This is a genomic window from Paenibacillus sp. J2R1T-4 (assembly GCF_059692235.1).
The window spans coordinates 125,561-152,188 of record NZ_JCAUBA010000020.1 but is presented as its reverse complement, the minus strand read 5'-3'; the positions used below and the strand labels follow the sequence as shown (position 1 = coordinate 152,188).

28 protein-coding genes and 1 tRNA gene are annotated in these 26,628 nt (G+C 43.2%); 20 read left to right on the top strand and 9 right to left on the bottom strand.

The window, feature by feature from the left end:
- Positions 1 to 264 precede the first annotated feature (264 nt).
- The 8 genes from AC58QD_RS26490 to dnaA form a co-directional block, all read right to left on the bottom strand.
- Positions 265 to 1,314, bottom strand: a complete 1,050-nt coding sequence (locus tag AC58QD_RS26490) for an HD-GYP domain-containing protein (RefSeq protein WP_497338039.1) — start codon at positions 1,312 to 1,314, stop codon at positions 265 to 267.
- A gap of 82 nt (positions 1,315 to 1,396) precedes the next feature.
- Positions 1,397 to 3,850, bottom strand: coding sequence for a DNA gyrase subunit A (gyrA, locus tag AC58QD_RS26485; protein ID WP_497338038.1), 2,454 nt, complete (start codon positions 3,848 to 3,850; stop codon positions 1,397 to 1,399).
- 15 nt (positions 3,851 to 3,865) lie between these two features.
- On the bottom strand, positions 3,866 to 5,776 hold the full coding sequence (gene gyrB / locus AC58QD_RS26480; protein WP_497338037.1) for a DNA topoisomerase (ATP-hydrolyzing) subunit B: 1,911 nt from the start codon (positions 5,774 to 5,776) through the stop codon (positions 3,866 to 3,868).
- Between the two features lie 5 nt (positions 5,777 to 5,781).
- Positions 5,782 to 6,063, bottom strand: a complete 282-nt coding sequence (remB, locus tag AC58QD_RS26475) for an extracellular matrix regulator RemB (RefSeq protein WP_497338045.1) — start codon at positions 6,061 to 6,063, stop codon at positions 5,782 to 5,784.
- 28 nt (positions 6,064 to 6,091) lie between these two features.
- Positions 6,092 to 7,198: a DNA replication/repair protein RecF gene (recF, locus tag AC58QD_RS26470; RefSeq protein ID WP_497338036.1), complete on the bottom strand. Its 1,107-nt coding sequence runs from the start codon at positions 7,196 to 7,198 to the stop codon at positions 6,092 to 6,094.
- 56 nt (positions 7,199 to 7,254) lie between these two features.
- Positions 7,255 to 7,470, bottom strand: coding sequence for a S4 domain-containing protein YaaA (gene yaaA / locus AC58QD_RS26465; protein WP_497338035.1), 216 nt, complete (start codon positions 7,468 to 7,470; stop codon positions 7,255 to 7,257).
- Positions 7,471 to 7,494: 24 nt separating this feature from the next.
- Complete coding sequence (dnaN, locus tag AC58QD_RS26460) at positions 7,495 to 8,640, bottom strand: DNA polymerase III subunit beta (protein WP_497338034.1); 1,146 nt, start codon at positions 8,638 to 8,640, stop codon at positions 7,495 to 7,497.
- A 158-nt stretch (positions 8,641 to 8,798) separates the two neighbouring features.
- The gene (gene dnaA, locus AC58QD_RS26455) at positions 8,799 to 10,166 is read right to left on the bottom strand and encodes a chromosomal replication initiator protein DnaA (RefSeq protein WP_497338033.1); all 1,368 of its coding nucleotides are present in this window, start codon (positions 10,164 to 10,166) and stop codon (positions 8,799 to 8,801) included.
- A 544-nt stretch (positions 10,167 to 10,710) separates the two neighbouring features.
- On the opposite strand from dnaA, the gene rpmH reads away from it, so the two are divergent.
- From rpmH to AC58QD_RS26395, 12 genes are all read left to right on the top strand, one after another.
- Positions 10,711 to 10,845 (top strand): 50S ribosomal protein L34, encoded by a 135-nt coding sequence (rpmH, locus tag AC58QD_RS26450; RefSeq protein WP_497338032.1) that lies wholly within the window; start codon positions 10,711 to 10,713, stop codon positions 10,843 to 10,845.
- A 128-nt stretch (positions 10,846 to 10,973) separates the two neighbouring features.
- Entirely contained in the window at positions 10,974 to 11,312 is a 339-nt protein-coding gene (gene rnpA / locus AC58QD_RS26445; RefSeq protein ID WP_497338030.1) for a ribonuclease P protein component, read from the top strand.
- A 123-nt stretch (positions 11,313 to 11,435) separates the two neighbouring features.
- Entirely contained in the window at positions 11,436 to 12,140 is a 705-nt protein-coding gene (gene yidC, locus AC58QD_RS26440) for a membrane protein insertase YidC (RefSeq protein WP_497338044.1), read from the top strand.
- Positions 12,137 to 12,751, top strand: a complete 615-nt coding sequence (gene jag, locus AC58QD_RS26435) for an RNA-binding cell elongation regulator Jag/EloR (protein WP_497338029.1) — start codon at positions 12,137 to 12,139, stop codon at positions 12,749 to 12,751. The genes yidC and jag overlap by 4 nt, the downstream gene beginning before the upstream one ends.
- 117 nt (positions 12,752 to 12,868) lie before the next feature.
- Positions 12,869 to 14,245 (top strand): tRNA uridine-5-carboxymethylaminomethyl(34) synthesis GTPase MnmE, encoded by a 1,377-nt coding sequence (mnmE, locus tag AC58QD_RS26430; protein WP_497338043.1) that lies wholly within the window; start codon positions 12,869 to 12,871, stop codon positions 14,243 to 14,245.
- Positions 14,246 to 14,294: 49 nt separating this feature from the next.
- On the top strand, positions 14,295 to 16,184 hold the full coding sequence (gene mnmG / locus AC58QD_RS26425; protein WP_497338028.1) for a tRNA uridine-5-carboxymethylaminomethyl(34) synthesis enzyme MnmG: 1,890 nt from the start codon (positions 14,295 to 14,297) through the stop codon (positions 16,182 to 16,184).
- A 2-nt stretch (positions 16,185 to 16,186) separates the two neighbouring features.
- Positions 16,187 to 16,909, top strand: coding sequence for a 16S rRNA (guanine(527)-N(7))-methyltransferase RsmG (gene rsmG, locus AC58QD_RS26420; RefSeq protein WP_497338027.1), 723 nt, complete (start codon positions 16,187 to 16,189; stop codon positions 16,907 to 16,909).
- Positions 16,910 to 17,087: 178 nt separating this feature from the next.
- The gene (gene noc / locus AC58QD_RS26415) at positions 17,088 to 17,909 is read left to right on the top strand and encodes a nucleoid occlusion protein (protein ID WP_497338026.1); all 822 of its coding nucleotides are present in this window, start codon (positions 17,088 to 17,090) and stop codon (positions 17,907 to 17,909) included.
- Positions 17,910 to 18,060: 151 nt separating this feature from the next.
- Positions 18,061 to 18,822 (top strand): ParA family protein, encoded by a 762-nt coding sequence (locus tag AC58QD_RS26410; RefSeq protein WP_497338025.1) that lies wholly within the window; start codon positions 18,061 to 18,063, stop codon positions 18,820 to 18,822.
- Entirely contained in the window at positions 18,815 to 19,669 is an 855-nt protein-coding gene (locus AC58QD_RS26405) for a ParB/RepB/Spo0J family partition protein (protein WP_497338024.1), read from the top strand. The genes AC58QD_RS26410 and AC58QD_RS26405 overlap by 8 nt, the downstream gene beginning before the upstream one ends.
- Positions 19,670 to 19,802: 133 nt before the next feature.
- The gene (locus tag AC58QD_RS26400) at positions 19,803 to 20,957 is read left to right on the top strand and encodes an aminotransferase class V-fold PLP-dependent enzyme (RefSeq protein ID WP_497338023.1); all 1,155 of its coding nucleotides are present in this window, start codon (positions 19,803 to 19,805) and stop codon (positions 20,955 to 20,957) included.
- Positions 20,958 to 20,988: 31 nt separating this feature from the next.
- Positions 20,989 to 21,486: a DUF4446 family protein gene (locus tag AC58QD_RS26395; RefSeq protein ID WP_497338022.1), complete on the top strand. Its 498-nt coding sequence runs from the start codon at positions 20,989 to 20,991 to the stop codon at positions 21,484 to 21,486.
- Here AC58QD_RS26395 and yyaC read toward each other — a convergent pair.
- Complete coding sequence (gene yyaC / locus AC58QD_RS26390; protein WP_497338021.1) at positions 21,464 to 22,072, bottom strand: spore protease YyaC; 609 nt, start codon at positions 22,070 to 22,072, stop codon at positions 21,464 to 21,466. The genes AC58QD_RS26395 and yyaC overlap by 23 nt on opposite strands.
- A 169-nt stretch (positions 22,073 to 22,241) precedes the next feature.
- On the opposite strand from yyaC, the gene AC58QD_RS26385 reads away from it, so the two are divergent.
- The 8 genes from AC58QD_RS26385 to AC58QD_RS26350 all read left to right on the top strand — a co-directional run bounded on the left by AC58QD_RS26385 (position 22,242) and on the right by AC58QD_RS26350 (position 26,625).
- Entirely contained in the window at positions 22,242 to 22,490 is a 249-nt protein-coding gene (locus AC58QD_RS26385; RefSeq protein WP_497338020.1) for a putative Se/S carrier protein, read from the top strand.
- 41 nt (positions 22,491 to 22,531) lie between these two features.
- Positions 22,532 to 23,422 carry a mechanosensitive ion channel family protein gene (locus AC58QD_RS26380; protein WP_497338019.1) on the top strand — a complete coding sequence of 297 codons (891 nt, stop codon included), beginning with the start codon at positions 22,532 to 22,534 and terminating at the stop codon, positions 23,420 to 23,422.
- A 28-nt stretch (positions 23,423 to 23,450) separates the two neighbouring features.
- Entirely contained in the window at positions 23,451 to 23,666 is a 216-nt protein-coding gene (locus AC58QD_RS26375; RefSeq protein WP_497338018.1) for a DUF951 domain-containing protein, read from the top strand.
- Positions 23,667 to 23,774: 108 nt separating this feature from the next.
- Positions 23,775 to 23,865 (top strand) — tRNA-Ser (locus tag AC58QD_RS26370).
- A gap of 226 nt (positions 23,866 to 24,091) precedes the next feature.
- A complete protein-coding gene (rpsF, locus tag AC58QD_RS26365) occupies positions 24,092 to 24,376 on the top strand; it encodes a 30S ribosomal protein S6 (protein WP_497338017.1) in 285 nt (94 codons plus the stop codon).
- 45 nt (positions 24,377 to 24,421) lie between these two features.
- Complete coding sequence (gene ssb, locus AC58QD_RS26360) at positions 24,422 to 24,928, top strand: single-stranded DNA-binding protein (RefSeq protein WP_497338016.1); 507 nt, start codon at positions 24,422 to 24,424, stop codon at positions 24,926 to 24,928.
- Between the two features lie 24 nt (positions 24,929 to 24,952).
- Positions 24,953 to 25,237, top strand: a complete 285-nt coding sequence (gene rpsR / locus AC58QD_RS26355) for a 30S ribosomal protein S18 (protein WP_497338042.1) — start codon at positions 24,953 to 24,955, stop codon at positions 25,235 to 25,237.
- Positions 25,238 to 25,542: 305 nt separating this feature from the next.
- Positions 25,543 to 26,625 (top strand): coiled-coil domain-containing protein, encoded by a 1,083-nt coding sequence (locus AC58QD_RS26350; protein WP_497338015.1) that lies wholly within the window; start codon positions 25,543 to 25,545, stop codon positions 26,623 to 26,625.
- Positions 26,626 to 26,628 lie beyond the last annotated feature (3 nt).

The following is a 26,628-nucleotide window of genomic DNA, read 5'->3' as shown; positions in this document are numbered from 1 at the left end:
AGGTAGAAATTTGACTTGCTCTTAAAACGAGTCTAGCTTGTTTTTGGCCATATGGCCGTTAAAACTTGCACGTTCGTTGTTCAGTTTTCAAGGAACAATCTTGCTGTCTTCGGGTGAGAACCTTCCGAACAGCGACCTGATTAATATACCACATTCGCCTACTCGATTGCAAGAAGTTTTTTTGAACAACCTTCGATTGCAGTTTCTTTCATCGAACCTCTCAGAAGAGGCGAAAACTAATATACCATGTCTATGGAAGTGATGTCAAGGCATAACTTCTTGTATAAATAGTTTTCGCTCAACTGCTAGATTAATAATCGTGCCGTTTACATTAACCATAGGTCTTGTAGGGGTTGCTCTGTCTGTAAAAATGATCTCTCCGATCCGATTGTCACTTAACCGAACTACAGTACCTTGATGGAATTGAGTTACCTTCGTAATGAACGTTTGTACGATAGTAGGATCCAGTTTTCCAAAGGAGTCCGTCATTAATTGTTCCAATACTATGTAAGGTGAAGATGGCTTCTTATATGTACGCGGGCCCGTCATTGCATGAAAAATATCAGCAACCGCTACGAATTTGGCATAGGGGTGGATCTTATCCCCTTTCAGTGCAAGAGGGTATCCAGACCCATCTTCCTTCTCATGGTGCTGCAATGCACAGAGTTTAACTCCCTCATTGATCGAAGGAACTGTCTTAAGAATCTGATAGCCATATATCGTGTGCCTACGCATCTCCTCAAGCTCAGCCCCCGTAAGGCGGGAAGGTTTCTCTAGAATCGCTGAATCGATTCTAACATTGCCTATATCATGAAACAGTCCTGCAAGTGCAATCGGGAACAAGTCTTTGGCTAATAATCCGTGCCATTTGGCAAGATTGTAAGAAGTTAGTGCAACCATAAGACTGTTGTGATAAATGTATTCCGACATATGCATTGTTTTGGGAGTATAAGTCAGTACATGATAATGATGAATCTGTGCGACCAGTGCTTCCATCGTATTACGAATTTCTAAAACAGGTAAGTTGGCACCCGCAGCTGCATTGCGGAACACTCGTTTCAGCAATTGCAACATATTATGATATTCTATATAAAAGGGCAGTGCGCTTTCTTCTGCTTTGAGCTCTGATCGTTCAGAATCTTCGCTCTCTTCTACTTCAATATCCACGAAAGGAATCATAAAAGCTCTTAATACTTCGATTTCCCTATCCGTAATCACTTTCCCTTTATTTATCAAAATATTCCCAAGTTTAGTGAGAACATCTTCAATAATTATATCTCCGCTATTTAGCTGGGAAACGGGAACAACTGCCATACTATCCCCCCACCTCGAATTAGTCCGTATTTCCTATTGTAAAACAAAAAGGATTGGTTTGTAATACCAATCCTTAATTTTTTTATTCTTCAGCCTCATCATCAATGGCTATCTCTTCACTTTTTTCAACACGTGTTACGGTTGCTACTTCATCATCTTCACGAGTATGAATTAGACGGACACCTTGTGTATTACGCCCCATCGTGTTGATTCCTGACATACTGGTTCGGATAATCGTCCCCGATTCTGTAATAATCATAAGATCTTCTTCGTCTCGAACAACCTTTAGACTAATAACCAGACCATTCTTAGACGTTACATTAAGCGTCTTGATCCCTTTACCGCCGCGAGACTGAATCCGGTACTCACTCATCGGAGTTCTTTTGCCATAACCCTTGGACGTTACAATAAGCACATCATGATCAATGTTTACAACATCCATATCAATTACAGCATCTTTGGAGGAGATGTTGATCCCCTTCACACCCGTAGCGGATCGACCCATTGGACGCACATCTTGTTCTGGGAAGCGAATGGATATCCCTTGCTTCGTTCCCATAATGATCTCTTGATTGCCGTCCGTAAGTTTAACTCCAATCAGATCATCGTCCTCGCGCAGGTTAATGGCGATCAAACCGCCTTTGCGAATATTCGAATAATCATCAAGACTTGTTTTCTTCACAATCCCATTCTTCGTTGCGAAGAACAAGTATTGATCAGGACCAAATTCCTCTACCGGTATAACGGCATTGACCATTTCACCTTGCTCGATTTGGATCAAGTTAATGATTGGAGTCCCCCGGGCCGTACGGCTTAAGTCAGGAATTTCGTAAGCTTTGAGTCGATACACCTTACCCTTGTTCGTGAAGAATAACAAGTAGTGGTGCGAGTTCGTAACGAACAGATGCTCTACGAAGTCATGTTCCTTCGTATCCATCCCGACTACGCCTCTACCGCCGCGCTTCTGGCTGCGGTAAGTCGTTACTGGCAGACGTTTGATATAACCCGTATGGGTAATCGTGATGATAACATCTTCGCGTGGGATCAAATCCTCATCTTCGATGCTTTCTTCACCGATCGTAATCTCTGATCTTCTAGCATCTGCGTATTTTTCTTTGATCTCTTTCAATTCATCGCTAATGATCGCAAGAATAAGCTGTTCATCCCCCAGAATAGCGCGGAACTCTGCGATTTTGGCTAACAACTCAGCATACTCGCTTTCGATCTTCTCACGTTCGAGACCCGTTAAGCGCTGTAAACGCATATCCAGAATCGCTTGGGCTTGCTCGTAGCTTAGTTGGAAACGTTCCATTAAGCCATCTCTGGCTAATTCTGTCGTACGTGAGGCTCGGATCAAGGCAATGACCTCGTCCAAGTGGTCCAAAGCAATTCGTAACCCTTCAAGAATATGTGCTCTGGCCTCAGCCTTTTTAAGATCATATTCCGTTCGGCGACGAATAATCTCTTGCTGATGTTTCAAATAGTGGTGAAGCATTTCTTTCAAATTCAGAACCTTCGGCTCACCATTTACAAGAGCAAGCATAATCATACCGAAATTGGACTGCATGGGTGTGTGCTTGTATAAATTATTCAATACCACGTTCGGATTGACGTCTCTACGAAGCTCGATCACAATACGCATACCAGTACGGTCGGATTCATCGCGTAGATCCGTAATTCCATCTATCACTTTATCTCTGACTAACTCTGCGATTTTCTCTACGAGTCTTGCTTTATTGACCTTGTACGGGATCTCATACACAATAATCCGGGTTTTGTTATTGTTCTCCTCAATGTTCACTTTGGAGCGCATTGTAACGGAACCGCGTCCCGTTGTATAGGCTGATCGAATCCCTTCTCGGCCAAGGATAAAAGATCCTGTCGGGAAATCCGGACCCTTGATCGATTGCATCAGCTCAAGCGGTGTAACCTCTGGATCATCAATAATCTGTTGAACCGCATCTATAACTTCGCCTAGATTATGCGGTGGAATACTGGTTGCCATCCCTACAGCAATACCATAGGAACCATTCACCAGTAAGTTGGGGTATCTGGATGGAAGAACAGAAGGCTCATGTTCTTCGCCATCATAGTTGGGAATGAAATCGACCGTCTCTTTCTGCATATCCCGAAGCAGTTCCATCGAAATCTTCGATAAACGGGCTTCCGTATACCGCATAGCAGCCGCGAAGTCTCCATCAACAGATCCGAAATTCCCATGTCCATCAACGAGCATATTCCGGTAAGTGAAATCCTGGGCCATTCCGACCATTGCCTCGTATACGGAGGAATCACCATGGGGGTGATATTTACCAATAACTTCACCGACAATACGTGCTGATTTCTTAAATGGCTTGTCCGAAGTCATACCCAGCTCGGACATGGCAAACAATATTCTGCGGTGGACGGGCTTCAGCCCGTCCCGAACATCAGGTAAAGCACGGCTTACGATAATACTCATCGCATAAGCCATAAAGGATGTTCGCATTTCCGATCCAATATCTATTTCTTTAACTGATTGTCTCTCTTCAGCCATGGTTTACCTCCAGAGTTAAATATCCAGGTTCGTAACATACCTTGCATGCTCTTGAATGAATTCGCGACGAGGCTCTACGTTATCCCCCATTAGGGTATCGAAGATCGCGTCCGCTTCAATAGCATCTTGGATGCTAACCTGCAGTAGGGTTCGGCTTTCCGGGTCCATCGTTGTTTCCCACAGCTGCTCGGGGTTCATTTCCCCGAGACCTTTATACCGCTGCACATTGACCTTGGCGCCTTCTCCAAACTCTTCGATAATCGCTGCTCTTTGTTTGTCGTTATAAGCATAACGAGCGGTTTTGTTACGTTCAATCTTATAGAGAGGCGGTTGGGCAATATAAATATAGCCAGCCTCGATAATTTTACGCATATACCGGTAGAAGAACGTCAGGAGCAAAGTTCGAATATGAGCTCCATCGACGTCAGCATCGGTCATAATAATGATTTTGTGGTAACGTGCCTTGGAAAGATCGAAATCATCGCTAATTCCAGTTCCAAGTGCTGTAATAATCGCGCGAATCTCCAAGTTGGACAACGTTTTGTCCAGCCTTGCTTTCTCGACATTCAGAATCTTACCCTTTAGGGGCAAGATCGCTTGAAAGTGACGGTCGCGACCTTGTTTGGCAGACCCGCCCGCAGAATCTCCTTCTACGACATAAATCTCACTAATAGACGCATCCCGGGAAGAGCAGTCTGCAAGTTTACCAGGCAGCGAGCTAACTTCCAATACGCTTTTACGACGAGTTAATTCCCGAGCCTTTCTGGCCGCTTCACGAGCACGAGCAGCTTGAATACCCTTCTCCAGAATTTTACGAGCGATAGCCGGATTCTCGTCGAGAAACATTTGCAGCTTCTCAGCAAACAAGGATTCTACAATCCCGCGCACTTCACCGTTACCAAGCTTAGTCTTGGTCTGACCCTCGAACTGGGGTTCTGGAATCTTAACGGAAATAATAGCGCTTAGCCCTTCACGCACATCATCTCCGGATAAGTTTGAATCATTGTCTTTGAGGGCATTCGTCTTACGCGCATAATCATTCAATATCCGAGTAAGGGCGCTCTTAAAGCCAGATTCATGGGTCCCGCCCTCATGGGTATTAATATTATTAGCAAAAGAATAAATGTTCTCGGTATAACTATCGTTATACTGAATGGCAATTTCGATATGAATATGGTCTCTATCGCCTTCTACATAGATCGGCGGTTCATGAATCGCTACACGATTACGGTTCAGGTATTCAACGAAGGAGATGATCCCGCCCTCGAAAACAAATGTATTGGAAGTATCCGTGCGCTCATCGTTCAGGTGGAGGGTAACCCCTTTGTTGAGGAACGCAATCTCGCGGATACGGGACTGTAGAATATCGTAATCATATTCTGTTGTTTCAGTGAAAATTTCGGAATCAGGCTTGAATCGGACTATGGTTCCCGTTTCTTCGGTATCTCCAACGACCTTAAGGTCATACTGAGGAATACCCCGACGAAATTCCTGCTGGTGAATCTTGCCTTCCCTCTTGACTTGAACGCTTAAATCTTCAGACAAGGCATTAACAACTGAGACACCGACACCATGCAATCCACCCGAAACCTTGTATCCTTCTCCGCCAAACTTCCCTCCGGCATGGAGTACGGTTAAAACAACCTCGACTGTAGATTTCTTGAGCTTTGTGTTCTCACCAACCGGAATACCACGGCCATTATCTATAACGGTTACGCTGTTGTCTTTGTGAACAGTCACCGTAATTGTATCGCAGTAACCTGCGAGTGCTTCGTCAATACTATTGTCGATTACTTCCCAAACCAAATGGTGAAGCCCTCTCGGTCCCGTTGACCCGATATACATACCCGGCCGCTTGCGAACCGCTTCCAAGCCCTCCAGAACTTGAATCTGGCTCTCATCATAAGCGTTTTGATTGATTGTCATTCCGGTCACCTACTTCTCTGATTTGAAAAAACTTCAATCTCGTTGGCCAAGAGCACTTGAGCACGCTTCTTGAGGGTTGTGGAGGAAACCGGAGAGTAGAACACCTTGGATTGGGTTATTACAAGTGATTTACACTCTTCCTCTCCAATCACTTCCACGTTACGGTCTTTATGGGCATGCTGAATAAAATGCTTGGATATCTTCGAAGACTTCTCGATTGATAAATCAAATATCGCTATTAACTCCGATGCACGGATGATCTTCTCTCCGCCTAAATGAATGAACAGTGTGACCAGCTCCTAATCGTGTTCAAGACTAGACGAGTTTACCGTCCTGCACATTATAAATGGCAGCATGGTTCAGCTTGTCTAGCTTGATGCTCTCGATTCCGGTTGTAGTAATAAAAGTTTGCACTTTTCCTTGAAACGTCTCGATCAATTGGGTCTGGCGAAACGTATCCAACTCGGATAAAACATCATCGAGCAGGAGAATTGGATATTCCCCCACTTCTTCTCGGATACATTCAATTTCGGCCAACTTCAAGGATAAGGCAGTTGTCCGCTGTTGCCCTTGCGATCCGTACGTTTGGACATCCTTATCATTGATCAGAAAGGTCAAATCATCGCGATGGGGACCGTACAAAGTCATACCGCGCCGAATTTCTTGGTCTTTCACCTGTGATAACTTTATCATAAATTGATCAAATAGAACAGGAAGTTGTGCAGAATCGTCAAACGCAAACGAAGGGTTGTACACAATTCGCAGCTGTTCGGAGTGATTCGTAATCCCTTGATGAATCGTTTCTGCCCAAACTTGCAGCTTTCTTATAAAGCTTTGACGTTTTTTCATAATTTTAATACCAAATTGAACCAATTGATCATTCCATACTTCTAACTGAGCAGCGAATGAGGCATGTTGGTTCATTTGTTTGAGTAAATTATTGCGCTGTACAAGCACTTTTTGATACTGAGACAGGTCATGCAGGTACGATGGCTGAACTTGGCCAATCTCCATATCTAGAAATCTTCGGCGGATACCAGGGGCTCCTTTTACAATCTCCAGATCTTCAGGTGCGAACATGACGACATTCAGCTGTCCAATGAAATCACTTAACTTTTTTTGCTCCAAGCCGTTTATCTTAGCGCGTTTACCTTGTGCCGATACCTGCAAGTCGAGTGTGCATGGTCCGTATTTCTTCTCAATCTCTCCGTGGATTAACGCTTTTTGGCCGTTCCATCCGATCCATTCTTTGTCTTGATGCGTCCGGTGTGATTTGGTTAAAGCGAGCACATAGATCGATTCGAGTAAGTTGGTTTTCCCTTGCGCATTCGGACCTACGAACATGTTGATATTCGACGTTGTTGAGAAATCCACATGTTCGTAATTGCGGTAGTTCTGCAATGACAGCTTGTTGAGAAACAATTGCAATCCTCCTAAACCGTTTCGAAGAAACGCACTACATGGCGCAGCTCTATAAGCTATGCCCGGACGACCTCGAACCGACCGCACCCTTTCACATCCACTACGTCCTTGGCATATAATTTGCGTCCTCTGCGGTTATCCACAGATCCGTTGATTTCTATAACGGCTTCCTGCAGAAAACTTTTGGCTTGTCCACCTGTGGATATGCAGTCCGCTAACTTTAGAAACTGTCCAAGTGTAATATATTCGGTTTGAATCGTAATAGGTTTCATCCGTATTTGCTCACTCCGATCCGATCAATTCGTTGTGCGGTAAGGCATGATGAGGTGCAGCATATTCGCATGATCCGCGGGTTTGATGATAATAGGCTGCATAGGTCCGCGGAAGCCCATGGCTATAAACTCACTATCAATTACCTTGAGTGCATCAAGCATATATTTCGAATTAAAGGAGATGCTGATTAATTCACCGGTCAGCTGCTCAACATCCACTTGCTCTGTTACTTTTCCAAGCTCGGAAGAACTGGACGAAACCTCGAGAGTTTGTTCGTCTTTCATAATGATTTTAACAATGTTCGTCTTTTCCTCACGTGACAATAGATATGCTCGGTCGATAGCATCGGCCAACTTTCTAGTGTTTATCGTCAATTCCGTACTGAACGATGACGGAATTAACTTGCTTGTATCCGGATAAGTCCCGTCCAAGATACGAGTGAAGAACTGTAAGGAATCTATTTTGAATAAAACCTGATTGTCCGCAACTACGATATCTATCAGCATTGTCTGATCTGGCAATAATTTATTCAACTCATTCAAACTTTTACCAGATATTACGATGCTGGTCTTAGGATCCCACTGGTCACTGGTCTGAATACTCGCTTCTCTGCTGGCCATCCGTAACCGGTCACAAGCAATCAGCTTCAAGTAGTTGGAATCAAATTGCCAAAAAACACCCGTTAGAATAGGACTAGTTTCACTGGTTGACACTGCGAATGTCGTTTGTCGAATCATCGTTTTTAATAAATCGCTAGCGATAGATACTTTATTATCTTCTTCAAGATCTGGCAATTGAGGATATTCTTCTGGATCCAAGCCAACTAGTTGAACCTCCGCTGTTCCAGAACGGATCCACGTAATAAAGTTCTCTTTTACCTGAATTTCAACTTGAGGGGAAGGCAGCTTTCGAATCATTTCTGTGAAAAACTTGGCTGGGATAACTACACTTCCCGGCTGAATCACTTCTACGATTGTCAAATCTTCCTTCTCCGTCGGCACAAAACTCTGAATAGAGATTTCTGTGTCGCTGGCTGTGAAGGTTACTCCTCTTGCATCGACTTCAATTTTGATCCCGCTGAGGATTGGAATTGTCGTTCTCGATGAGATTGCTCTGGATACTTGTTGGATGGCTTGGTTTAATTCTTCTCTCAAAATATTAATTTTCATCATGTCACTCCCGTGGTTCTATTTCGCGACAAATGGTCATAAGAATATAGGTTTTAAATCTTTTAGTAGTAATAGGGGCCCTGAATATGTGGATATGTGGGTAAACCCTATGATAGCAAAGCCTATCCACATGTGTATAGTTTGTGCATAGGCTTCGCTTAATTAAGCTGATGATTTTTGATTTTTTCGGTAAGGTTGTTGACAATTTTATATAAATCCTGATCCTGTTGAATGGCTGTCGAGATTTTCTCATGTGCATGAATGACGGTTGTGTGATCACGTCCTCCGAAGGCCTCTCCTATCTTCGGCAACGAGTAGTCTGTAAGCTCCCTGGATAGATACATCGCAACTTGTCTCGGGAAAGCAACCGCTTTGGTCCGTTTACGCGCCTTGAAATCCTCAATCTTGAGTCCGTAGAACTCGCCTACACGCTGCTGGATGTCATGCATGGTTATCATTCTAGGGCGACTTGATGGGATAATATCTTTTAGGGCTTCAGCCGCCAAGTGAGTGGATATGTCTTGATTTACCAAGGATGAGTACGCAACTACGCGAATAAGTGCTCCTTCTAGCTCACGAATGTTCGTATCGATCTGATTGGCTATGTAGACCATGGCCTCGTTCGGAATATCCAGGTTCTCTGACTTAGCTTTCTTGCGAAGAATTGCGATCCTTGTCTCAAGATCAGGAGGTTGGATATCGGTCATCAAGCCCCATTCAAAGCGGGAACGCAGCCGGTCTTCCAAGGTCGGAATTTCTTTGGGCGGACGATCGCTAGAAATGATAATTTGCTTTCGTTCCTCATGAAGGGCATTAAAGGTATGAAAAAATTCTTCTTGCGTCTGTTCTTTTCCGGCCAAAAACTGAATATCGTCAATTAACAAAACATCGATATTACGATATTTGTGACGGAAGCTTTCGCCCCTATTGTCTCGGATCGCATTAATGAATTCATTCGTAAACTTCTCAGAAGAAATATACATCACGCGTGCACTCGGATTATGCTCTTGAACATAATGCCCGATCGCATGCATAAGATGAGTCTTGCCTAAACCTACTCCTCCATAGAGAAACAATGGATTGTATGATTTGGCTGGTGCTTCAGCAACAGCCAAGGATGCTGCATGGGCGAAACGATTCCCTAATCCGATAACGAATGTGTCAAAAGTATATTTAGGGTTCATCATGCTGAAGAGTTGATCCTCAGGTGAGACATTCTGCTTTGCAGGTTGCAGGACGGGTGTTTCAATGTTCTTGGTAACAGGTGCAGGATCCATCTCCTGAAGTGTAAATGAAAGCTCAATCTGCTTACCAAATACTTCAAATACAGTGCTTTTAATCATCTTAGAGTAGCGATTCTCTAACCATTGTTTGGCAAAGTTATTCGGCGCGCAAATAACAAGCGATGTATCTGTAAATACAGTTGCCCTGGTTGACTTCAGCCATGTATCAAAGCTTGGCTTGCTGACTTTGGTCTGGATGATGGACAACACTTGGTGCCATAATTCTTGTATGTGACCATCCACAATTTGTTCACTCCTTCTATTGCCGAACATGCAAGAACAAGCCTTGCTATGTCAAATGTTGCGGGAAAACGTCGAAAAATATCCACAGTATTCCATCATAATTGGAAATGAGTCAAAAACTGTTAGGGGAAATTGTTCACAAAGTTATCCACATGTTGTTGATAAGTTGAGGATATTTGAAGTTTATACACAACCGAAAACAATATCATGATAGCAGAATAAAAGCCTGTTTTCAATGAAATTCAGACAATTATCCACATTTTCAACCCCTTGTGTATGAAAATTGTCAACAGCACTATATATTGTTTATAGTCTGTTAAGAATCGACATAATAATTGACGTTCGACAAAATGATTATACACATGTGATTAACTTTTCGAAATTTGTCGGACGAGCGGTATCGATGGCGCTAGTAATTTATCCCCATGTGAATGAAATTCCGCGCTGGGGATGAGCATTGACTTTTAACAATGAAAATGATTTAATTGATAAAGGTATTTTTGGATTTTTTACCGGAGATGATTTCCTTAAGGGGGTGCAATAGATGGGACCGACATTTAAACCGAATGTGAGCAAGCGCGCAAAGGTTCACGGGTTTCGTAAAAGAATGAGCACGAAGAACGGCCGTAAAGTTCTCCAAGCTCGTCGCTTAAAAGGCAGAAAAGTTATCAGTGCATAAGTGAAGGCCACTTACGAGGTGGTCTTTTTTTTTCGATTGATGATATGAAGGTGTTGGAGTTTAATTCGAATGAATTGTGTGTAAGATAGGAAGTATGGAATGATCCGAGAAATTGATGGTGATAGACGATGCAAAGAGAGTTAAGGCTAACTAGAAGAGAAGATTTCAACAAGGTGTATCGGTTTGGTAAATCGAACGCCAACTTCCAGTTTGTCGTCTATAGCTTGCCGCAATCCAAAGTAGAGCGCTTTCGTGTCGGGATATCCGTCAGTAAGAAGATAGGAAATGCCGTTGTTCGGAACCGGATACGCAGATTGGTAAAAGAGATTATCAGACTGCATGCGGACCGGATTCGCTTGCGCTGCGATATTGTAGTTATTGCTCGTAAGCCAGTTGCGGATATGGAGTATAAAGAGGTGGAGAAGTGCTTGCTGCATGCATTAAAACGCGCTTCAATCTACAAATAGAAGGTGCAATAAAAAGTTTTCTTTAGCACCCAGAATGTGGTATAGTGTACTTTGGATAAGAAGGTTAGGAGGAAGCATATTTTGACCCGTCGTCGTATCTATACACTAATTCTACTCTCGCTTATGATCCTGGTATTGGCGGGTTGTGGCAGTATGAGCCCGGAAACGAACCCCATTAATCCGGACAATGGTTTTTGGGACAAGTTTTTTATTTACCCTCTCTCCTCACTAATGGACTGGTTTGCTGATCTCTTGTGGGATCAATATGGATTATCGATTATGGTTGTAACGATTTTGATTCGATTCTTGGTATTGCCTCTGACTTTGAAGCAGTATAGAAGCTCCAAGAAGATGCAGCTGCTGCAGCCTGAGATGAAGAAGCTCAAAGAAAAGTATAAAGATGATCCGAAGAAGCAGCAGGAAGAAACGATGAAGCTGTTTCAGACGAATGGCGTTAATCCATTGGCAGGGTGTTTTCCGCTCCTTGTGCAAATGCCAATATTGATTGCCTTGTATCATGCGATTATGAGAAATGGTGAGATTAATCAACATACATTCTTATGGATGCAATTAGGAACGCCAGATCCTTATTATGTATTACCAACGATTGCTGCATTAACAACATTTGTTCAACAGAAGATGATGGCTAATCAAATGCCTTCTCAAATGCAAGCGTTGATGTTTATTTTCCCAGTTATGATTTTTGTAATGTCGATGAATTTTGCTGCAGCACTACCTTTATATTGGGTATACAGCAACTTGTTTACGATTGTGCAGTCTTATTTCCTTTATGGTCGATCAAACGATAAGGGTGGCCAATTGAAATGAAGAAGATTGTTGTTGTGGGGAAAACAATCGAAGATGCGGTAAAGACTGGACTAGCTGGGTGGAATACGACGGAAGATCGTGTCAAAATCCAGGTTCTGGAGCAGCCTAGTAAAGGTTTTTTCGGTTTTGGGTCGAAGGAAGCTAAGGTTGAACTGGAATGGATTCCTGATGCGCTTGAAGAAGCAAGTAAGTTTCTGCAAGATGTCTTCCAAACGATGAACATCGAGGCTGCCATTGACATCCAGCATTCTAGTGATGGAATTAGGTTGAATGTGAGCGGTAAGGAGTTAGGTATCTTAATTGGCCGCAGGGGTCAGACGTTGGATTCGCTCCAATACTTGACGAACATCGTAGCCAATCGATACTCGACTTCCCATGTCAGAATTGTACTTGATGCTGAGAGTTTCCGAGATCGTCGCAAGCAGACGCTTGAAGAATTATCAGATCGGTTAGCCAAACGGGTTATTCGAACCCGCAAGGAAGTAGTACTCGAACCGATGTCTCCACAGGAACGTAAGGTCATTCATTCTCAATTACAGAATCATTCCCAAGTTAAGACCTACAGTAAAGGCGAGGATCCGAATCGGAGAGTTGTCATCGCTCTTCGTTAGAAATATATAGACATGCAATGACTTCAGATGATCGGAGTCATTGCATTTTTTCGTAGAATGGGACATTACGTAATGCAGCAATCAACGTGTGATCCTAACTTGTGAGGTGCTTACATGATGTTAACGGATACGATTGGAGCAATTTCTACTCCTTTGGGGGAGGGTGGGATCGCGGTCATCCGTGTGAGCGGACCGGATTCGCTCACAGTTATCGACGGTTTATTTCGAGCTAAAACGAGATTAGCGGAAGCGCAAACCCATACGGTCCATTATGGTTATATTGTAGATCCCGGAACTGGTGAACGAATAGAAGAAGTGTTAGTTACACTAATGAAAGCTCCGCGTTCTTTTACGATGGAGGATGTAGTTGAAGTAAGCTGCCACGGAGGTATTATCTCAGTTAAGAAAGTGCTCGAGCTTATATTGGATCAAGGTGTGCGGCTTGCCGAACCAGGAGAATTCACGAAGAGAGCCTATCTGAACGGAAGAATTGATCTTACGCAGGCTGAGGCTGTTATTGATCTGATACGGGCCAAATCAGACCGCGCATTCAAAGTAGCGCTTAAGCAGGTTGAGGGAGCATTATCCCGTCATGTGAAGGACTTAAGGTTCCAACTGGTTGAATTAATGGCTCATATTGAAGTAAATATAGATTATCCAGAGCATGATGTAGAAGAGCTAACGACTGCATTTATTAGGAACAAATGTAAACTCGCGATTGAAAGAATAGATGAATTATTAAAGACTGCAGAACAAGGGAAAATACTGCGTGAGGGCATAGTAACAGCGATAGTGGGCAGACCTAATGTTGGTAAATCTTCCTTGCTTAATGCACTAGCTCAGGAGGATCGAGCGATTGTTACGGATATCCCTGGTACTACAAGGGACATTATAGAAGAGATTGTGAATGTGAATGGGATTCCGCTCAAGCTGCTCGATACAGCAGGATTACGGGAAACAAGTGATATAGTCGAGCAGATTGGGGTAGAGAAGTCACGGACAGCTCTATCTGACGCGGATTTAATTATATTGGTATTGAATCAGAGTGAACCTTTGCATGCAGATGAACTGGAGCTTATCACTCAAATTGTGAATAGAGAAAGCATTGTTGTTCTGAACAAAACAGACTTACCCAAGCAGTTAGATGAAAGCTTTTTGCACGATCATTTACCGCAAGAACGCATTGTTCGCATGTCTGTGAAAGAAAATAGCGGGATGAATGATCTTGAAAAAGCGATCGGGCACCTGTTCTTTAGCGGTCAATTGGAAAGCGGAGACCTCACGTATGTCAGTAATGTGAGACATATTCATTTGTTGAAAAGAGCAAAAGTGTCACTCGTGGATGCTGTAGAAGCAGGGGAGGCACATATTCCGATTGATTTGATTCAAATTGATGTTCGCAGTGCTTGGGAAAGCTTAGGTGAGATGATCGGCGATTCCGTCGGTGAATCCTTGATTGATCAAATCTTTTCTCAATTTTGCTTAGGTAAATAAGGTTATATGAGTACGTTGTTGTTTTTTTACATGTTAGGAGGGATGTATCATGGGATACGAAGCGGGACAATATGATGTCATCGTGATCGGGGCAGGGCATGCGGGCTGTGAGGCTGCGCTTGCTGCTGCTCGTATGGGATGCGAGACCTTATTGTTGACGATTAATTTGGATATGGTTGCATTTATGCCTTGTAATCCATCAATTGGCGGCCCGGCTAAAGGTCATGTAGTTCGGGAAATTGATGCATTAGGTGGTGAAATGGGGAAGAATATTGACAAAACCTTTATTCAACTCCGTATGCTAAACACAGGAAAAGGTCCTGCCGTTCATGCTCTTCGGGCACAAGCTGATAAATTCCTGTATCAACATATGATGAAAGAAACGATTGAGAAGCAGGACCATCTGACCTTACGTCAAGGAATGGTGGAGGAGCTAATCGTAGAGAATGGTGTTTGTAATGGTGTTGTGACCAAGACAGGGGCCAGGTATTTGGCGAAGGCGGTTGTATTGACGACAGGGACTTATCTTAGAGGGAAGGTTATTATGGGTGAACTCATTTATGAGAGCGGTCCAAACAACCAACAGCCCTCCGTTAAGCTATCCGAATGTCTTCGTTCATTGGAGCTGGACTTAGTTCGTTTCAAAACCGGGACCCCGCCGCGGGTGCATAAAGATTCAATCGATTTCTCCAAGATGGATATTCAGCCTGGAGATGAGCAGCCCAAATTCTTCTCATTTGATACGGTTTCTTCTACAAATGAGCAGTTGCCTTGCTGGTTGACATATACATCAGGTGAGACTCATGACATTATTAGCGGGAATTTGCACCGTGCCCCAATGTTCTCGGGAGCTATTGAAGGTACTGGACCTAGATACTGTCCTTCAATTGAAGACAAGATCGTCCGATTCGCTGATAAGCCAAAACATCAAATATTCCTGGAACCTGAGGGACGCAACACTTCGGAGTATTATGTACAAGGGTTATCGACTAGTATGCCTGAGGATGTTCAGTTGCAAATTCTTCGATCCATCGCTGGCTTGGAGAAGGTAGAGATGATGCGTACGGGTTATGCTATCGAGTATGATGCGATCGTTCCTACCCAACTATGGCCGTCTCTTGAGACAAAGAAGGTTGCTGGTTTGTTCACCGCCGGCCAGATTAATGGAACTTCAGGGTATGAGGAAGCAGCTGGTCAAGGAGTTATGGCCGGCATTAACGCGGCGCGTAAAGTACAAGGACGGGACCCAGTGATCCTTGGGCGATCAGAAGGATACATTGGTGTACTGATTGATGATCTCGTTACAAAGGGCACGAATGAGCCTTACAGACTGCTTACCTCAAGAGCAGAATATCGTCTGCTATTAAGACATGATAATGCTGATCTTCGATTGACTCCGATTGGTCATGAGATTGGTCTAATCACAGAAGCTAGATATGAGCGGTTCTTGAACAAGAAGCATCTGGTGGAGCAAGAGGTAGAACGTTTAAAAGGGACGAAGATAAGACCAGAGCCCGAGGTACAGAAGTTGCTGGAGGATGCAGGAACAGCTGTATTGAATAACGCAGTTGATCTTATTTCCTTGTTAAGGCGGCCAGAGATTACGTATATCCATATAGAGACCTTGTCCCCATCACCACTCCCTTTGACAGAAGAGATGAAGGAACAAGCTGAAATACAGATCAAGTATGAAGGATATATTGAAAAACAACAAATCCATGTCGATCGAATGAAAAAGATGGAGAAGAAGCGTATTCCTCTAGATATTGATTATAAATCGGTTCATGGGTTAGCGAATGAAGCGAAACAAAATTTGTCCGATATTCGTCCTATCTCTATTGGGCAAGCATCTAGAATAGCAGGGGTAACACCCGCTGATATTTCAATTCTGCTTGTATATTTGGAACACTATAACAAAGTCATTGCATCTCGAGGTTAATTATGGATCAAGTGAAAAGTCAATTCGAAGAGCTGCTTGCAATGAAGCAGCTCTCCTTGTCTGAATTACAGTGGAATCAATTCCAATTGTATTACGAACAATTAGTAACTTGGAATGAGAAGATGAATTTAACAGGAATCACGGACAGAGAACAAGTGTTCGTGAAACATTTCTATGACTCGATTTCATTATCTTTTTATGTTCCAATCGATTCCGTTGTGACTTTAGCAGATATTGGATCTGGTGCTGGTTTCCCTAGTATTCCTTTGAAGATCATGTTCCCTCATCTTCAAGTCACAATTATCGATTCGCTCAATAAACGGATTATGTTCCTAAATGAGATTGTTTCAGTACTCGGACTTGAGGGCGTACATTGTTTGCATGGCAGGGCTGAGGATGTAGCAAGATTACATGGACATAGAGATCGATATGATCTTGTGACGGCGCGAGCGGTTGCGAAGATGAATGTGTTGAATGAATTTTGTCTTCCTTTTGTAAAACAGGGGGGATTGTTTGCTGCTATGAAAGGTGCTGATCCTGCAGAGGAATTAGCCGAAGCCAAGAACAGCCTCTATGAGTTGAAGGGTGCAATTCAGGATACTTATCGATTCAGTTTGCCGATTGAGAACTCAGAGAGACACATTATTTGTATTCGTAAGAAAGCTGCAACACCTAGTAAGTATCCACGAAAAGCGGGACTACCTTTAAAACAACCCTTAATATAAATGTTTCACGTGAAACATTCTTACATCTTTTACTACATTAATTATTCTTATGAAATGTTCATAATTCCAAGCAGGATATTAGAACTTTTCGGAGAATTTTATTATGTATAGTCAAAGTACCTTTACCTGCTGTGCATATAAGTTCATGTAATTCAAAGATTGGGTGATAAGGCATACTATGAAAGAGCAAATATCCAAATTATTTGGATTAACGGAAAAAGCAGCCAGCGAAGAAATAAAAAACATCCCAGTAAGCGAGATTGTATCTAGCCCTTACCAACCAAGGACTATATTCGATGATGAACGGATAGATGAACTCTGTCAAACGATTAAGACTCATGGTGTGATCCAACCTATAGTTGTTAGAATACGGAACAACAAATTCGAGCTTATTGCCGGTGAGCGTCGATGGCGTGCAGTCAAAAAGCTTGGAATGGATACAATACCAGCAATCGTACGTGAGATCAATGATTCACAGGCAGCATCCATTGCATTAATCGAGAACTTACAACGCGAGGGATTAACTGCTATAGAAGAAGCGGTTGCTTATGAGCAGTTGATGATTATTCACGGTTTAACTCAGGAGAGCTTAGCTCAGCGATTAGGAAAAAGCCAATCGACGATTGCGAATAAAATCCGATTGCTGCAACTGCCGGAAGTAATCAAGCAAGTTCTGTTGGAACGTAAAATAACAGAACGACACGCAAGAGCGTTGCTTTCCCTTGATTCAGAAGAGTTACAAATCAAAGTGCTAGAAGACATCATAACTAAAGAGTTAAATGTGAAGCAGACAGAAGCTAGAGTAGCCTTTTACAAAGAAACGGTTAAGCTTAAGAAAAGCAAGAGAATCAGTTTTTCTAAAGATATACGCTTAGCTCTAAATACAATTCGACAATCAGTTGAAATGGTCGCAGGTACGGGATTGACGATTAAGACGGATGAGAAGGATCATGAAGATCATTATGAATTTATCATTCGTATTCCTAAGGGAAAACCCTAATAAATGATATCTTTTAGCTCCGATATGGAGCTTTTCGTTTGTGTTTTTATAGATGAATGTCAATGGACTTCTCTATATGGTATAGTGTTTATATCTTTTCTATAAAACTATGGTTTTCATTGTTTGATAGGATTTTATTGAGGTGAATGATTTGTCTAAGATAATTGCAATTACGAACCAAAAGGGAGGGGTGGGTAAAACCACAACCTCTGTGAATCTAGGCGCTTCTCTGGCCTCTCTAGGAAAGCGTGTGCTGTTGGTTGATATTGATCCTCAAGGCAATACTACGAGCGGAATAGGGATTAATAAAGCTGATGTGAACTATTGCATTTATGACGTACTTATTAATGATGTACATCCGAAGGATGCCATAGCAGAAACAGCAATTCCTAACTTGAAGATTATACCGGCTACAATTCAACTTGCTGGTGCTGAGATCGAGCTGGTCCCTACCATATCGAGAGAAGTAAGGCTAAAGAAATCATTACATTTAGTAAAACATATGTTTGATTACATTTTAATTGATTGTCCACCATCCTTGGGGATCCTTACTATTAATTCTTTAACAGCATCTGACTCCGTTATCATTCCGATTCAATGTGAGTACTACGCGCTAGAAGGTTTGAGTCAGTTACTTAACACAGTACGTCTTGTTCAGAAACATTTGAATACGAACCTTCAGATAGAGGGCGTCTTGCTAACCATGTTCGATGCTCGTACGAATCTCGGCATTCAGGTTATTGAAGAAGTTAAGAAATATTTCCAACAAAAAGTGTATCAAACGATCATTCCAAGAAACGTTCGATTAAGCGAAGCACCGAGCCATGGTCAATCGATTATTACGTATGACCCGAGATCTAAGGGAGCTGAAGTCTACATGGAACTGGCAAAGGAAGTGATCTCCTATGAGTAAAAGATTAGGGCGAGGGCTTGATGCATTAATTCCGTCACTTAACGTAAGCGAAGATGACAAGGTCATTGAGGTGTCATTGAAAGAGCTGCGTCCCAATCCGTACCAACCGCGTAAAACATTTAATGAAGATTCTATTTCAGAATTGGCCACCTCGATAAAAGAACATGGAGTTATTCAACCGATTATCGTAAGATCCGTACTTAGAGGCTACGAAATTATTGCTGGTGAGCGAAGGTTTCGCGCATCTCAATTGTTAGGATTAGATAAGATTCCTGCTGTTGTTCGTAAGTTTACAGATCAACAGGTCATGGAAATTGCCTTGATTGAGAATGTACAAAGAGAAGATCTGAATGCAATAGAGATAGCGAATGCTTACCAGGCACTCGTAGAGCAGTTCTCCATGACACAAGAGGAGCTCTCTGTAAAAGTAGGGAAGAGTCGTTCACACATTGCTAACTTCCTAAGATTGCTTCAATTACCAGAAGAAATCAAGCAACATGTTTCACGTGGAACATTATCGATGGGTCATGCTAGGGCAATTGCTGGTGTGAAAAATGACAAACAGAAGAAGGAACTAGCGGAAGAAACGATCAAGAATGAGTGGAGTGTTCGTCATCTAGAGGAATTCATTAAGACACTAGATGAAACGCTAGCGAAGGAAAAGCCAAAGGAATTAAACAAAAGGAAAGATCCTTATATTGATCAACTAGAAGAGAGTCTCCGTGACCGATATAGGACAACAGTGAAAATCAAACACAACAACAATAAAGGAAAAATCGAGTTGCTTTATTATTCCAAAGATGACTTGGAGCGATTGTTAGAGCTGCTTGAGGGAAAGATAAGCTGAGAACAAAACTCGGGTAGCCTTATAAAAAAACATACCAAGGTATCGATTTTATGCTTCGGCTAAATCGAATCAAGGTGTGTTTTTTAAATTGATGACAGGAACCAGTTATGAGTGAGAGGAGGGGAATGCAACGGTGTCAATATTGTATTTCGATCATGCGGCATCATCCTGGCCAAAACCGCCTGCAGTAGCGGAAGCGATGGTGAAGTGCATTAATGAGTATGCTGCGAACCCAGGTAGGGGAAGTCATCAAATGGGTGTGAGAGCAAGCAGGGTGCTGTTCGAAGGGAGAAAACAATTAGCTCAGCTGTTTCGCATTTCTAATCCTAATGATATTAGTTATGCACTCAATACTACAGCAGCACTTAACTTAGCCATTAAAGGATTTGTGAAAAAGGGTGACCATGTAATTTGCACGGCAGTCGAACATAATTCTGTACGGCGACCATTAGAAGCGCTAAAAGCGGCAGGAGACATAGAAGTCACTTATGCGAAATCAGATGCAAAAGGAAATGTGAATATCGACGAGTTAGAAAGTCAAATACGACCCAACACATCACTGATGGTATGCAGTCATAGCTCCAATCTGCTTGGCACGATAACACCGATCGTACAAATCGGGCAACTGATGAAGAAACATGGAGTAAAACTATTGGTGGATGCAGCGCAAACAGCTGGGGTGTTGGACATAGATGTACAAGCTATGGGGATCGATATGTTAGCTTTCCCGGGACATAAAGGATTACTTGGACCGCAAGGGACAGGAGGGTTATATATTTCCCCTGGATTAGATATAGAACCGCTTATCCATGGCGGAACCGGTAGTCAGTCCGAATCGATTGAGCAACCAAAGGTAAGGCCTGATCGATATGAAGCGGGGACGCAGAATACGGTAGGGATAGCGGGTCTAATCGAAGGGGTTAAGTTCATAAGGAATGAAACGGTGGAACAGATTCACAACAAAGAGTGGAGACAAATTCAGACCTTGATGGAGGGGCTGAAGGGAATTTCAGGTGTTACACTATATGGTCCCGATCTAGGGGAGAATAAGACTGGAATAATAGCATTTAATGTGGGAAAAGCGGAAGCATCCGAAGTAGCATTCATCCTTGATCAATCTTTCCAAATCGCGGTTAGATCAGGCTATCATTGCACACCGCTTGCACATGAGACCGTGGGGACTATAGGGAATGGTGCTGTTAGGGCGAGTATAGGATATTACACAACCGATAGTGAAATTGATCAATTTGTACATGCTATTAAGGAAGTCAGCCAGCATTATAACTAAATGGGATTGAATGAGAAAGAAGGCTTGGGGAATGAATATAGAGGATTGGCTGTCTTCGGCAGCAATCGGGTGGATTGCAATCGGGGCCGTTACGGCAGTACTTTTTCTTAGCATTGGAGTAATGAGATTAAGTGTGAAGCTGACTAAGCTCCGGAAGCAGTATTTGAAGTCGATGGGTGGAGGAAGCGTAGATAATGTAGAGCAGCTCCTCATGCAAATGAATGAGCGATTGGATGTAGTGTTAGCAGAAAATAAGCAGCAAAAAGACCGCTTATCTGTAGCAGAAGCGGCCTTGAAAAAAATGAAGTCCAATATTGGCATCCTTCGATATAATGCGTTTGGCGATCGAGGGAGTGACCAGAGCTTCTCAGTGGCGATTGTAAATGATTCATTGGATGGGGTCATCCTAACAGGTATCCATACAAGGGATGAGACTTACATATATGCAAAGCCGCTTGAGAAGGGCCAATCATCCTATTCCTTGTCGCCTGAGGAGAAGGAAGCGATTAATCGATCTTCGGATAACTGAAAGCATGAATGCGTTGGGACATGAGCATAGCTCTAAAAAGAGTGCGAGCGATGATCTCCGACATATTCATAACGAGGCTAAGTCGGGTATTCTGCAAAACAAAATATTCCATGAAGCCGCCAACATTCACAATTCCGGTAAGATGCATATCGCCTACGGGAGTAAGCTCTTTTTGCACACCAGCCCCAGGCTTAACCGGACCGTCTGCTACAGTAATGTGACCAACGCTTGTTAATTGGCCCAAGCAAGCATCGATGGCTACAATATAAGCGTTCGGGAACAAACGTTCTATGTGTTGAACGGTGTCATTTAAGTTCATGGCATGAACAGGATCATCCAGTGTTCCAAAGACATGTAGACCAGAGTAATGATGCTTTACCAAATGAGTGCCGACTAGAGGGCCTAGAGAGTCTCCTGTGGAGCGATCCGTGCCGATGCATACGAAGATAATGCTCTTGTGGGAAGGGACCCGTACAAAGTGGTCGTAGAGCCTCTGAGTCAAGTGGTCGGTAACGTTAGGATCTACATAGTTGAATTTGTTCGAAACGGGTTCGGGTTTGTTCTGAAAACCTAACGAAAACTTCATAAGGAGCCTCCGGATACTTGTAATTTTTAAATAAAAACTGGTTGTTTATATTTGCTAGTATACGAATAAGAGAGAAGATTTATACGTACCCATTGCGAGATTCCAACTATTTTTACAGGGCATTTAGATAGGTTAACAGGATTATGCTAGAGGAAAGGAAGGGCTCACGGTGGCAAGTTCCATACTGGTGATAGCTTTTGATTCCACACAGCAAGCTTTAAGAACAGAAATGCTGCTGGAATATGCAGACATCGAAATAGACATTAGACCAACACCCAAAGAAATAACGGCTGGCTGCGCATTAAGCATCGAGTTTCCGGCCGATGATCTTCAGCAGGTTAAACAGATTATCCATAACGAAAATGTAGACATAAGAGGGATATATAAGGAAAAAGAGGGCGGGTATGAAGAAATATAAGTTGCATCCCGTAACTCGTGAAGAATCAGGAGGAGAAATAGATGTATGATGCGTTAACCTCGCGGAGCTTAGTTGTGAAAGAGCTCGATCCCGACACATGGGCCGGATGGAGAGATGAAATGTGGAAGTTTATTTCTGATCCGGCAATATGGCTTCATTATGGCTCGATTGTACTCAAAATTCTTCTAATATTGATTATAGGCTGGTTTGTCAACAGGCTGGCTACAAGGGCTCTGAATCATGTTATGATAGAGAAAGAAAGATCTCCTATCAAGTTTAATCCCAGAAGGGCAAGAACGCTTGGTAAGCTTGTAGGGAACGTGATTGCGTATACGGTTAACTTTATCGTAATTATGATGGTATTGAATCAGATCGGATTCAATCTCGCTCCATTGCTTGCCGGTGCAGGTGTAATTGGCCTTGCGATAGGGTTCGGGGCGCAAAGTTTGGTGAAGGATGTTATTACAGGTTTCTTCATTATATTCGAGGATCAGTTCGCGGTTGGTGATGTGGTACAGATTGGGACATTCAAAGGGACGGTCGAGGAGATCGGAATACGTGTTACACGGATTCGCAGTTGGACTGGAGAGGTGCATATTATCCCGAATGGCTCGATTGTGCAAGTGACTAACTATTCCGTTAACAATTCAATGGCTGTGTTGGATATAAGTATCGCCTATGATTCAGATATCGATGGAGCAGTAGAACTGATCAAACGCACCATGAAGCAAGGTTATGAGGCGAGTGAGAAGATTCTGAAAGAGCCTGAAGTGTTAGGCGTACAGACGATGAGTACTACAGAAGTGGTAATCCGTGTTATAGCGGAATGTAAACCGAATGCACAGTTTGCAGTAGCTCGGCAGATGAATGTACTTATTAAACGAGCTTTTGATGAAAAGGGGCTTAAATTCAAGACTTCTACACAAGCATAATTACTTTATGGAATAGAGGAGGGGCTATATGGAGCGCAAACAGTTCCAGATGGGGGACATCGTTCAGATGAAGAAGCCCCATCCATGTGGATCAAACGAGTGGGAAATTATTCGAATGGGGATGGATATCCGGATTAAATGCGTGAATTGCAAGCATAGCGTACTTATTCCCAGATTGGAATTCGAGAAAAAGATGAAGAAAGTGCTTCGTTCCACTGCAGAATCAATGGATTCGAAAGAATAAGATGTAAGATAGCACATTGCAAGAAAGGCAATATAATGGTTGCGCAGGATCGGATACGTGTGATACAATAAATTTTGTCCGCATTTTCTGAATGTGGTTGGGCTACGCGGAAAGGTACCCAAGAGGCCCAAGGGGGCTGACTCGAAATCAGCTAGGCGTCGCGAGGCGTGCGTGGGTTCGAATCCCACTCTTTCCGCCATAACTTCTTGAATAAGCATCCTTCTACAGACTTCTGTAGAGGGATTTTTTATGTGGGAATTCCATCCATTCCTGCTTTTAATATGAAGTGTCGCAACTAAGCGTTGAAGCTTGTAATGGTGCATATGTTCTGCTATAGTATTATAGTGCGAGTTTTGAAAGAATAAAGTCTCGCTCCTTGCTCTCGTCAGAACGAGGGCCTTAAGTCCAAAAGGAGGTGAAAGAGCATGCGCAAATATGAAGTGATGTATATTATTCGTACCGACATTGAACAAGATGCTGTTCAAGCAACGATCGAAAAATTCCAAGGCATCATCAGTAACGGTGGCGAAATCGTAAAGCATGACGTTATGGGAAAACGCCGTCTTGCGTATGAGATCAACAAGTTTCGTGATGGCCATTATGTATTGGTACATTTCAATGCAGAACCATCTGTTGTAGCGGAACTTGACCGTGTAATGAAGATTTCAGACGAAATCATTCGTTACCTGATCGTCAAAGACGTAGCTTAATCTCGGCATGCCGAGCGTCAAGGATCGTTATGGGGAGGAATTCAATTGTTAAATCGTGTTATTCTGATCGGTCGTCTTACGCGAGATCCTGAATTAAGGTATACTCCGTCCGGAGTTGCAGTAACTCAGTTCACCCTTGCGGTAGATCGTCCGTTTTCCAACCAACAAAACCAACAACGAGAAGCCGATTTTCTTAATATAGTAACTTGGAGACAGCTTGCTGAGACATGCGCGAACTACTTGCGCAAGGGGCGGCTAACTGCGGTCGAAGGTCGTATTCAAGTACGCAATTATGATAATAACGAAGGAAAGCGAGTATACGTGACTGAGATTATTGCGGACAACGTACGTTTTCTGGAGTCGGGTAATAGTGGCGGTGGCGGCGGTAGCAGTCGAGAGGACGCTCCTCCTGTAGAGGGCGGCAGTAGACCTTACGGCGGCAACAGTGGTGGTGGCAACCGGAACAACGGTGGGAATTCACGAGACAATTCGGATCCTTTCGCAGACGATGGCAAACCCATCGATATTTCGGATGATGACTTACCATTTTAAGGTGAAAGGAATGAAGATCGGATGATGAACAACAGAAGAAATGATAGCGGCGAAGAGCGCGGCGAGCGTAAGTTCTCCCGTGGCAAAGGCGGTCGCAACAAGCGCCGTAAAGTTTGCTACTTCACTGTTAACAAAATCAAGCAAATCGATTATAAAGATATCGAGACGTTGAAGAAATTCGTCAGCGAGCGCGGGAAGATTCTTCCTCGTCGTGTAACTGGTACTTCCGCGAAGTACCAACGTATGTTGACGATTGCGATCAAACGCTCCCGTACAATCGCATTGCTTCCATACACAACGGATAACTAAGATTGAATATAGAGAGACAGGTAGCACAATTAATGTGCTGCCTGTCTTTTTGTGCATCAACTATAGCTTCAAGCGTATCAAAGAGCGGATTTGTACTACATTTTTTACAGAAGAAGGTAAAGTGTACAACATTGCCAAGGTTATCACACAAATCAATGCCCTCGTACCAACATGGCTTCATGGCTCTGAGACAATAAGACCAGGTAACGCAATTCAAGCGCTGCCTGTTTTTCTTTTTATCCATTTTTTTATCGTATCCCCCCTCTTTTCGTGATATATTTTATAGTAGGAAAGGACGTGGGATTTTGATGCGCAACAAGCTGCGACAATTCGCCCTTCTCTGCTTCATCTTGATTTTGGCTGGTGCAACCATCAGTAAGGCTATCGCTACTGACGAGATAGATGAGATACGTGGCCTCCTGCAACAAGGCTTGACGATCCACGAGTTGGACCGTGAAATCGCCGGCTTGTCGGTAAAGGAACTGCAAATCAGCTTGCAAATTGTTGAGAATCAAGAACGACTGAAGGAGAAGAACGAGCAAGTACTGAAAACTCGCGAACATGTCAAACATGTCTTGAGGGCTTACTACAACGGCGGCCGCACTCCGGTATGGGCCATGCTGCTCTCGGTTAATAGCTGGAGAGATGCTCTATATGTGCTTGAGCAGACGCAAATTATTGCCTCGAACGACAAGCGTGCGTTGGATCGGTATATGTCGGCATATATAGAAATGAAAACGGCGACCGAACAGCTCGAAATAACACGTTCTGAGCTTAGAGAGCTCAAGGCGCATTTTATTGCTCAAAAGACACAATTGCAGCAGCTGCAAGAAGAGCTTGATCGTAAACTCGCTACCCTCCCGGCGGGAAATATCGTTAGCACCCAGATTGACGAGCAGAACAGGTTATGGGAAACAAAGGGACTTCCTCAGGTCCGCCTCTATTTTGCCTCCCTTGCTGAAACGATGAAAAGACTCCCCGAACTCATCGAACAAAAGCCTGAAATGTTAGTCCTTAAAGGCAGAAGCTATTCTTTTCAGCTCAAGGATACCGATTTCAATGATTTCATTCACTCTAAGAGCAAGGAGCTGCAAACCTTATCGTTTGCATTCGAGGACGGGAAGATTACGGTTCGGGGCAGACAGGATGAAACGGAAATGATTATCATTGGTCGATATGAACTCGATGGGAACACCAAGGAGTCGATTAACTTCCTGATCGATGAGCTGATGTACAACGGTCTTCAGCTTCCACCAGGTACGGTAAGCGAGTTGAAGGAGACAAACGACTTGAGCTTTTATCCGAGTAAAATCGCTTCATACCTGCAGGCTACAAGTGCAACAACGACTGTCGGGAAACTAACTATTGAATTAAAATTGAACTTTTAGCCC

Bases quoted from the DNA above. Each gene is read 5' to 3' on its own strand.
- AC58QD_RS26490 (WP_497338039.1), bottom strand. From the start codon at position 1,314: ATGGCAGTTGTTCCCGTTTCCCAGCTAAATAGCGGAGATATAATTATT.
- gyrA (WP_497338038.1), bottom strand. From the start codon at position 3,850: ATGGCTGAAGAGAGACAATCAGTTAAAGAAATAGATATTGGATCGGAA.
- gyrB (WP_497338037.1), bottom strand. From the start codon at position 5,776: ATGACAATCAATCAAAACGCTTATGATGAGAGCCAGATTCAAGTTCTG.
- yaaA (WP_497338035.1), bottom strand. From the start codon at position 7,470: ATGAAACCTATTACGATTCAAACCGAATATATTACACTTGGACAGTTT.
- dnaN (WP_497338034.1), bottom strand. From the start codon at position 8,640: ATGAAAATTAATATTTTGAGAGAAGAATTAAACCAAGCCATCCAACAA.
- rpmH (WP_497338032.1), top strand. From the start codon at position 10,711: ATGGGACCGACATTTAAACCGAATGTGAGCAAGCGCGCAAAGGTTCAC.
- rnpA (WP_497338030.1), top strand. From the start codon at position 10,974: ATGCAAAGAGAGTTAAGGCTAACTAGAAGAGAAGATTTCAACAAGGTG.
- yidC (WP_497338044.1), top strand. From the start codon at position 11,436: ATGATCCTGGTATTGGCGGGTTGTGGCAGTATGAGCCCGGAAACGAAC.
- jag (WP_497338029.1), top strand. From the start codon at position 12,137: ATGAAGAAGATTGTTGTTGTGGGGAAAACAATCGAAGATGCGGTAAAG.
- mnmE (WP_497338043.1), top strand. From the start codon at position 12,869: ATGTTAACGGATACGATTGGAGCAATTTCTACTCCTTTGGGGGAGGGT.
- mnmG (WP_497338028.1), top strand. From the start codon at position 14,295: ATGGGATACGAAGCGGGACAATATGATGTCATCGTGATCGGGGCAGGG.
- rsmG (WP_497338027.1), top strand. From the start codon at position 16,187: ATGGATCAAGTGAAAAGTCAATTCGAAGAGCTGCTTGCAATGAAGCAG.
- noc (WP_497338026.1), top strand. From the start codon at position 17,088: ATGAAAGAGCAAATATCCAAATTATTTGGATTAACGGAAAAAGCAGCC.
- AC58QD_RS26405 (WP_497338024.1), top strand. From the start codon at position 18,815: ATGAGTAAAAGATTAGGGCGAGGGCTTGATGCATTAATTCCGTCACTT.
- AC58QD_RS26395 (WP_497338022.1), top strand. From the start codon at position 20,989: ATGAATATAGAGGATTGGCTGTCTTCGGCAGCAATCGGGTGGATTGCA.
- yyaC (WP_497338021.1), bottom strand. From the start codon at position 22,072: ATGAAGTTTTCGTTAGGTTTTCAGAACAAACCCGAACCCGTTTCGAAC.
- AC58QD_RS26380 (WP_497338019.1), top strand. From the start codon at position 22,532: ATGTATGATGCGTTAACCTCGCGGAGCTTAGTTGTGAAAGAGCTCGAT.
- AC58QD_RS26375 (WP_497338018.1), top strand. From the start codon at position 23,451: ATGGAGCGCAAACAGTTCCAGATGGGGGACATCGTTCAGATGAAGAAG.
- rpsF (WP_497338017.1), top strand. From the start codon at position 24,092: ATGCGCAAATATGAAGTGATGTATATTATTCGTACCGACATTGAACAA.
- rpsR (WP_497338042.1), top strand. From the start codon at position 24,953: ATGAACAACAGAAGAAATGATAGCGGCGAAGAGCGCGGCGAGCGTAAG.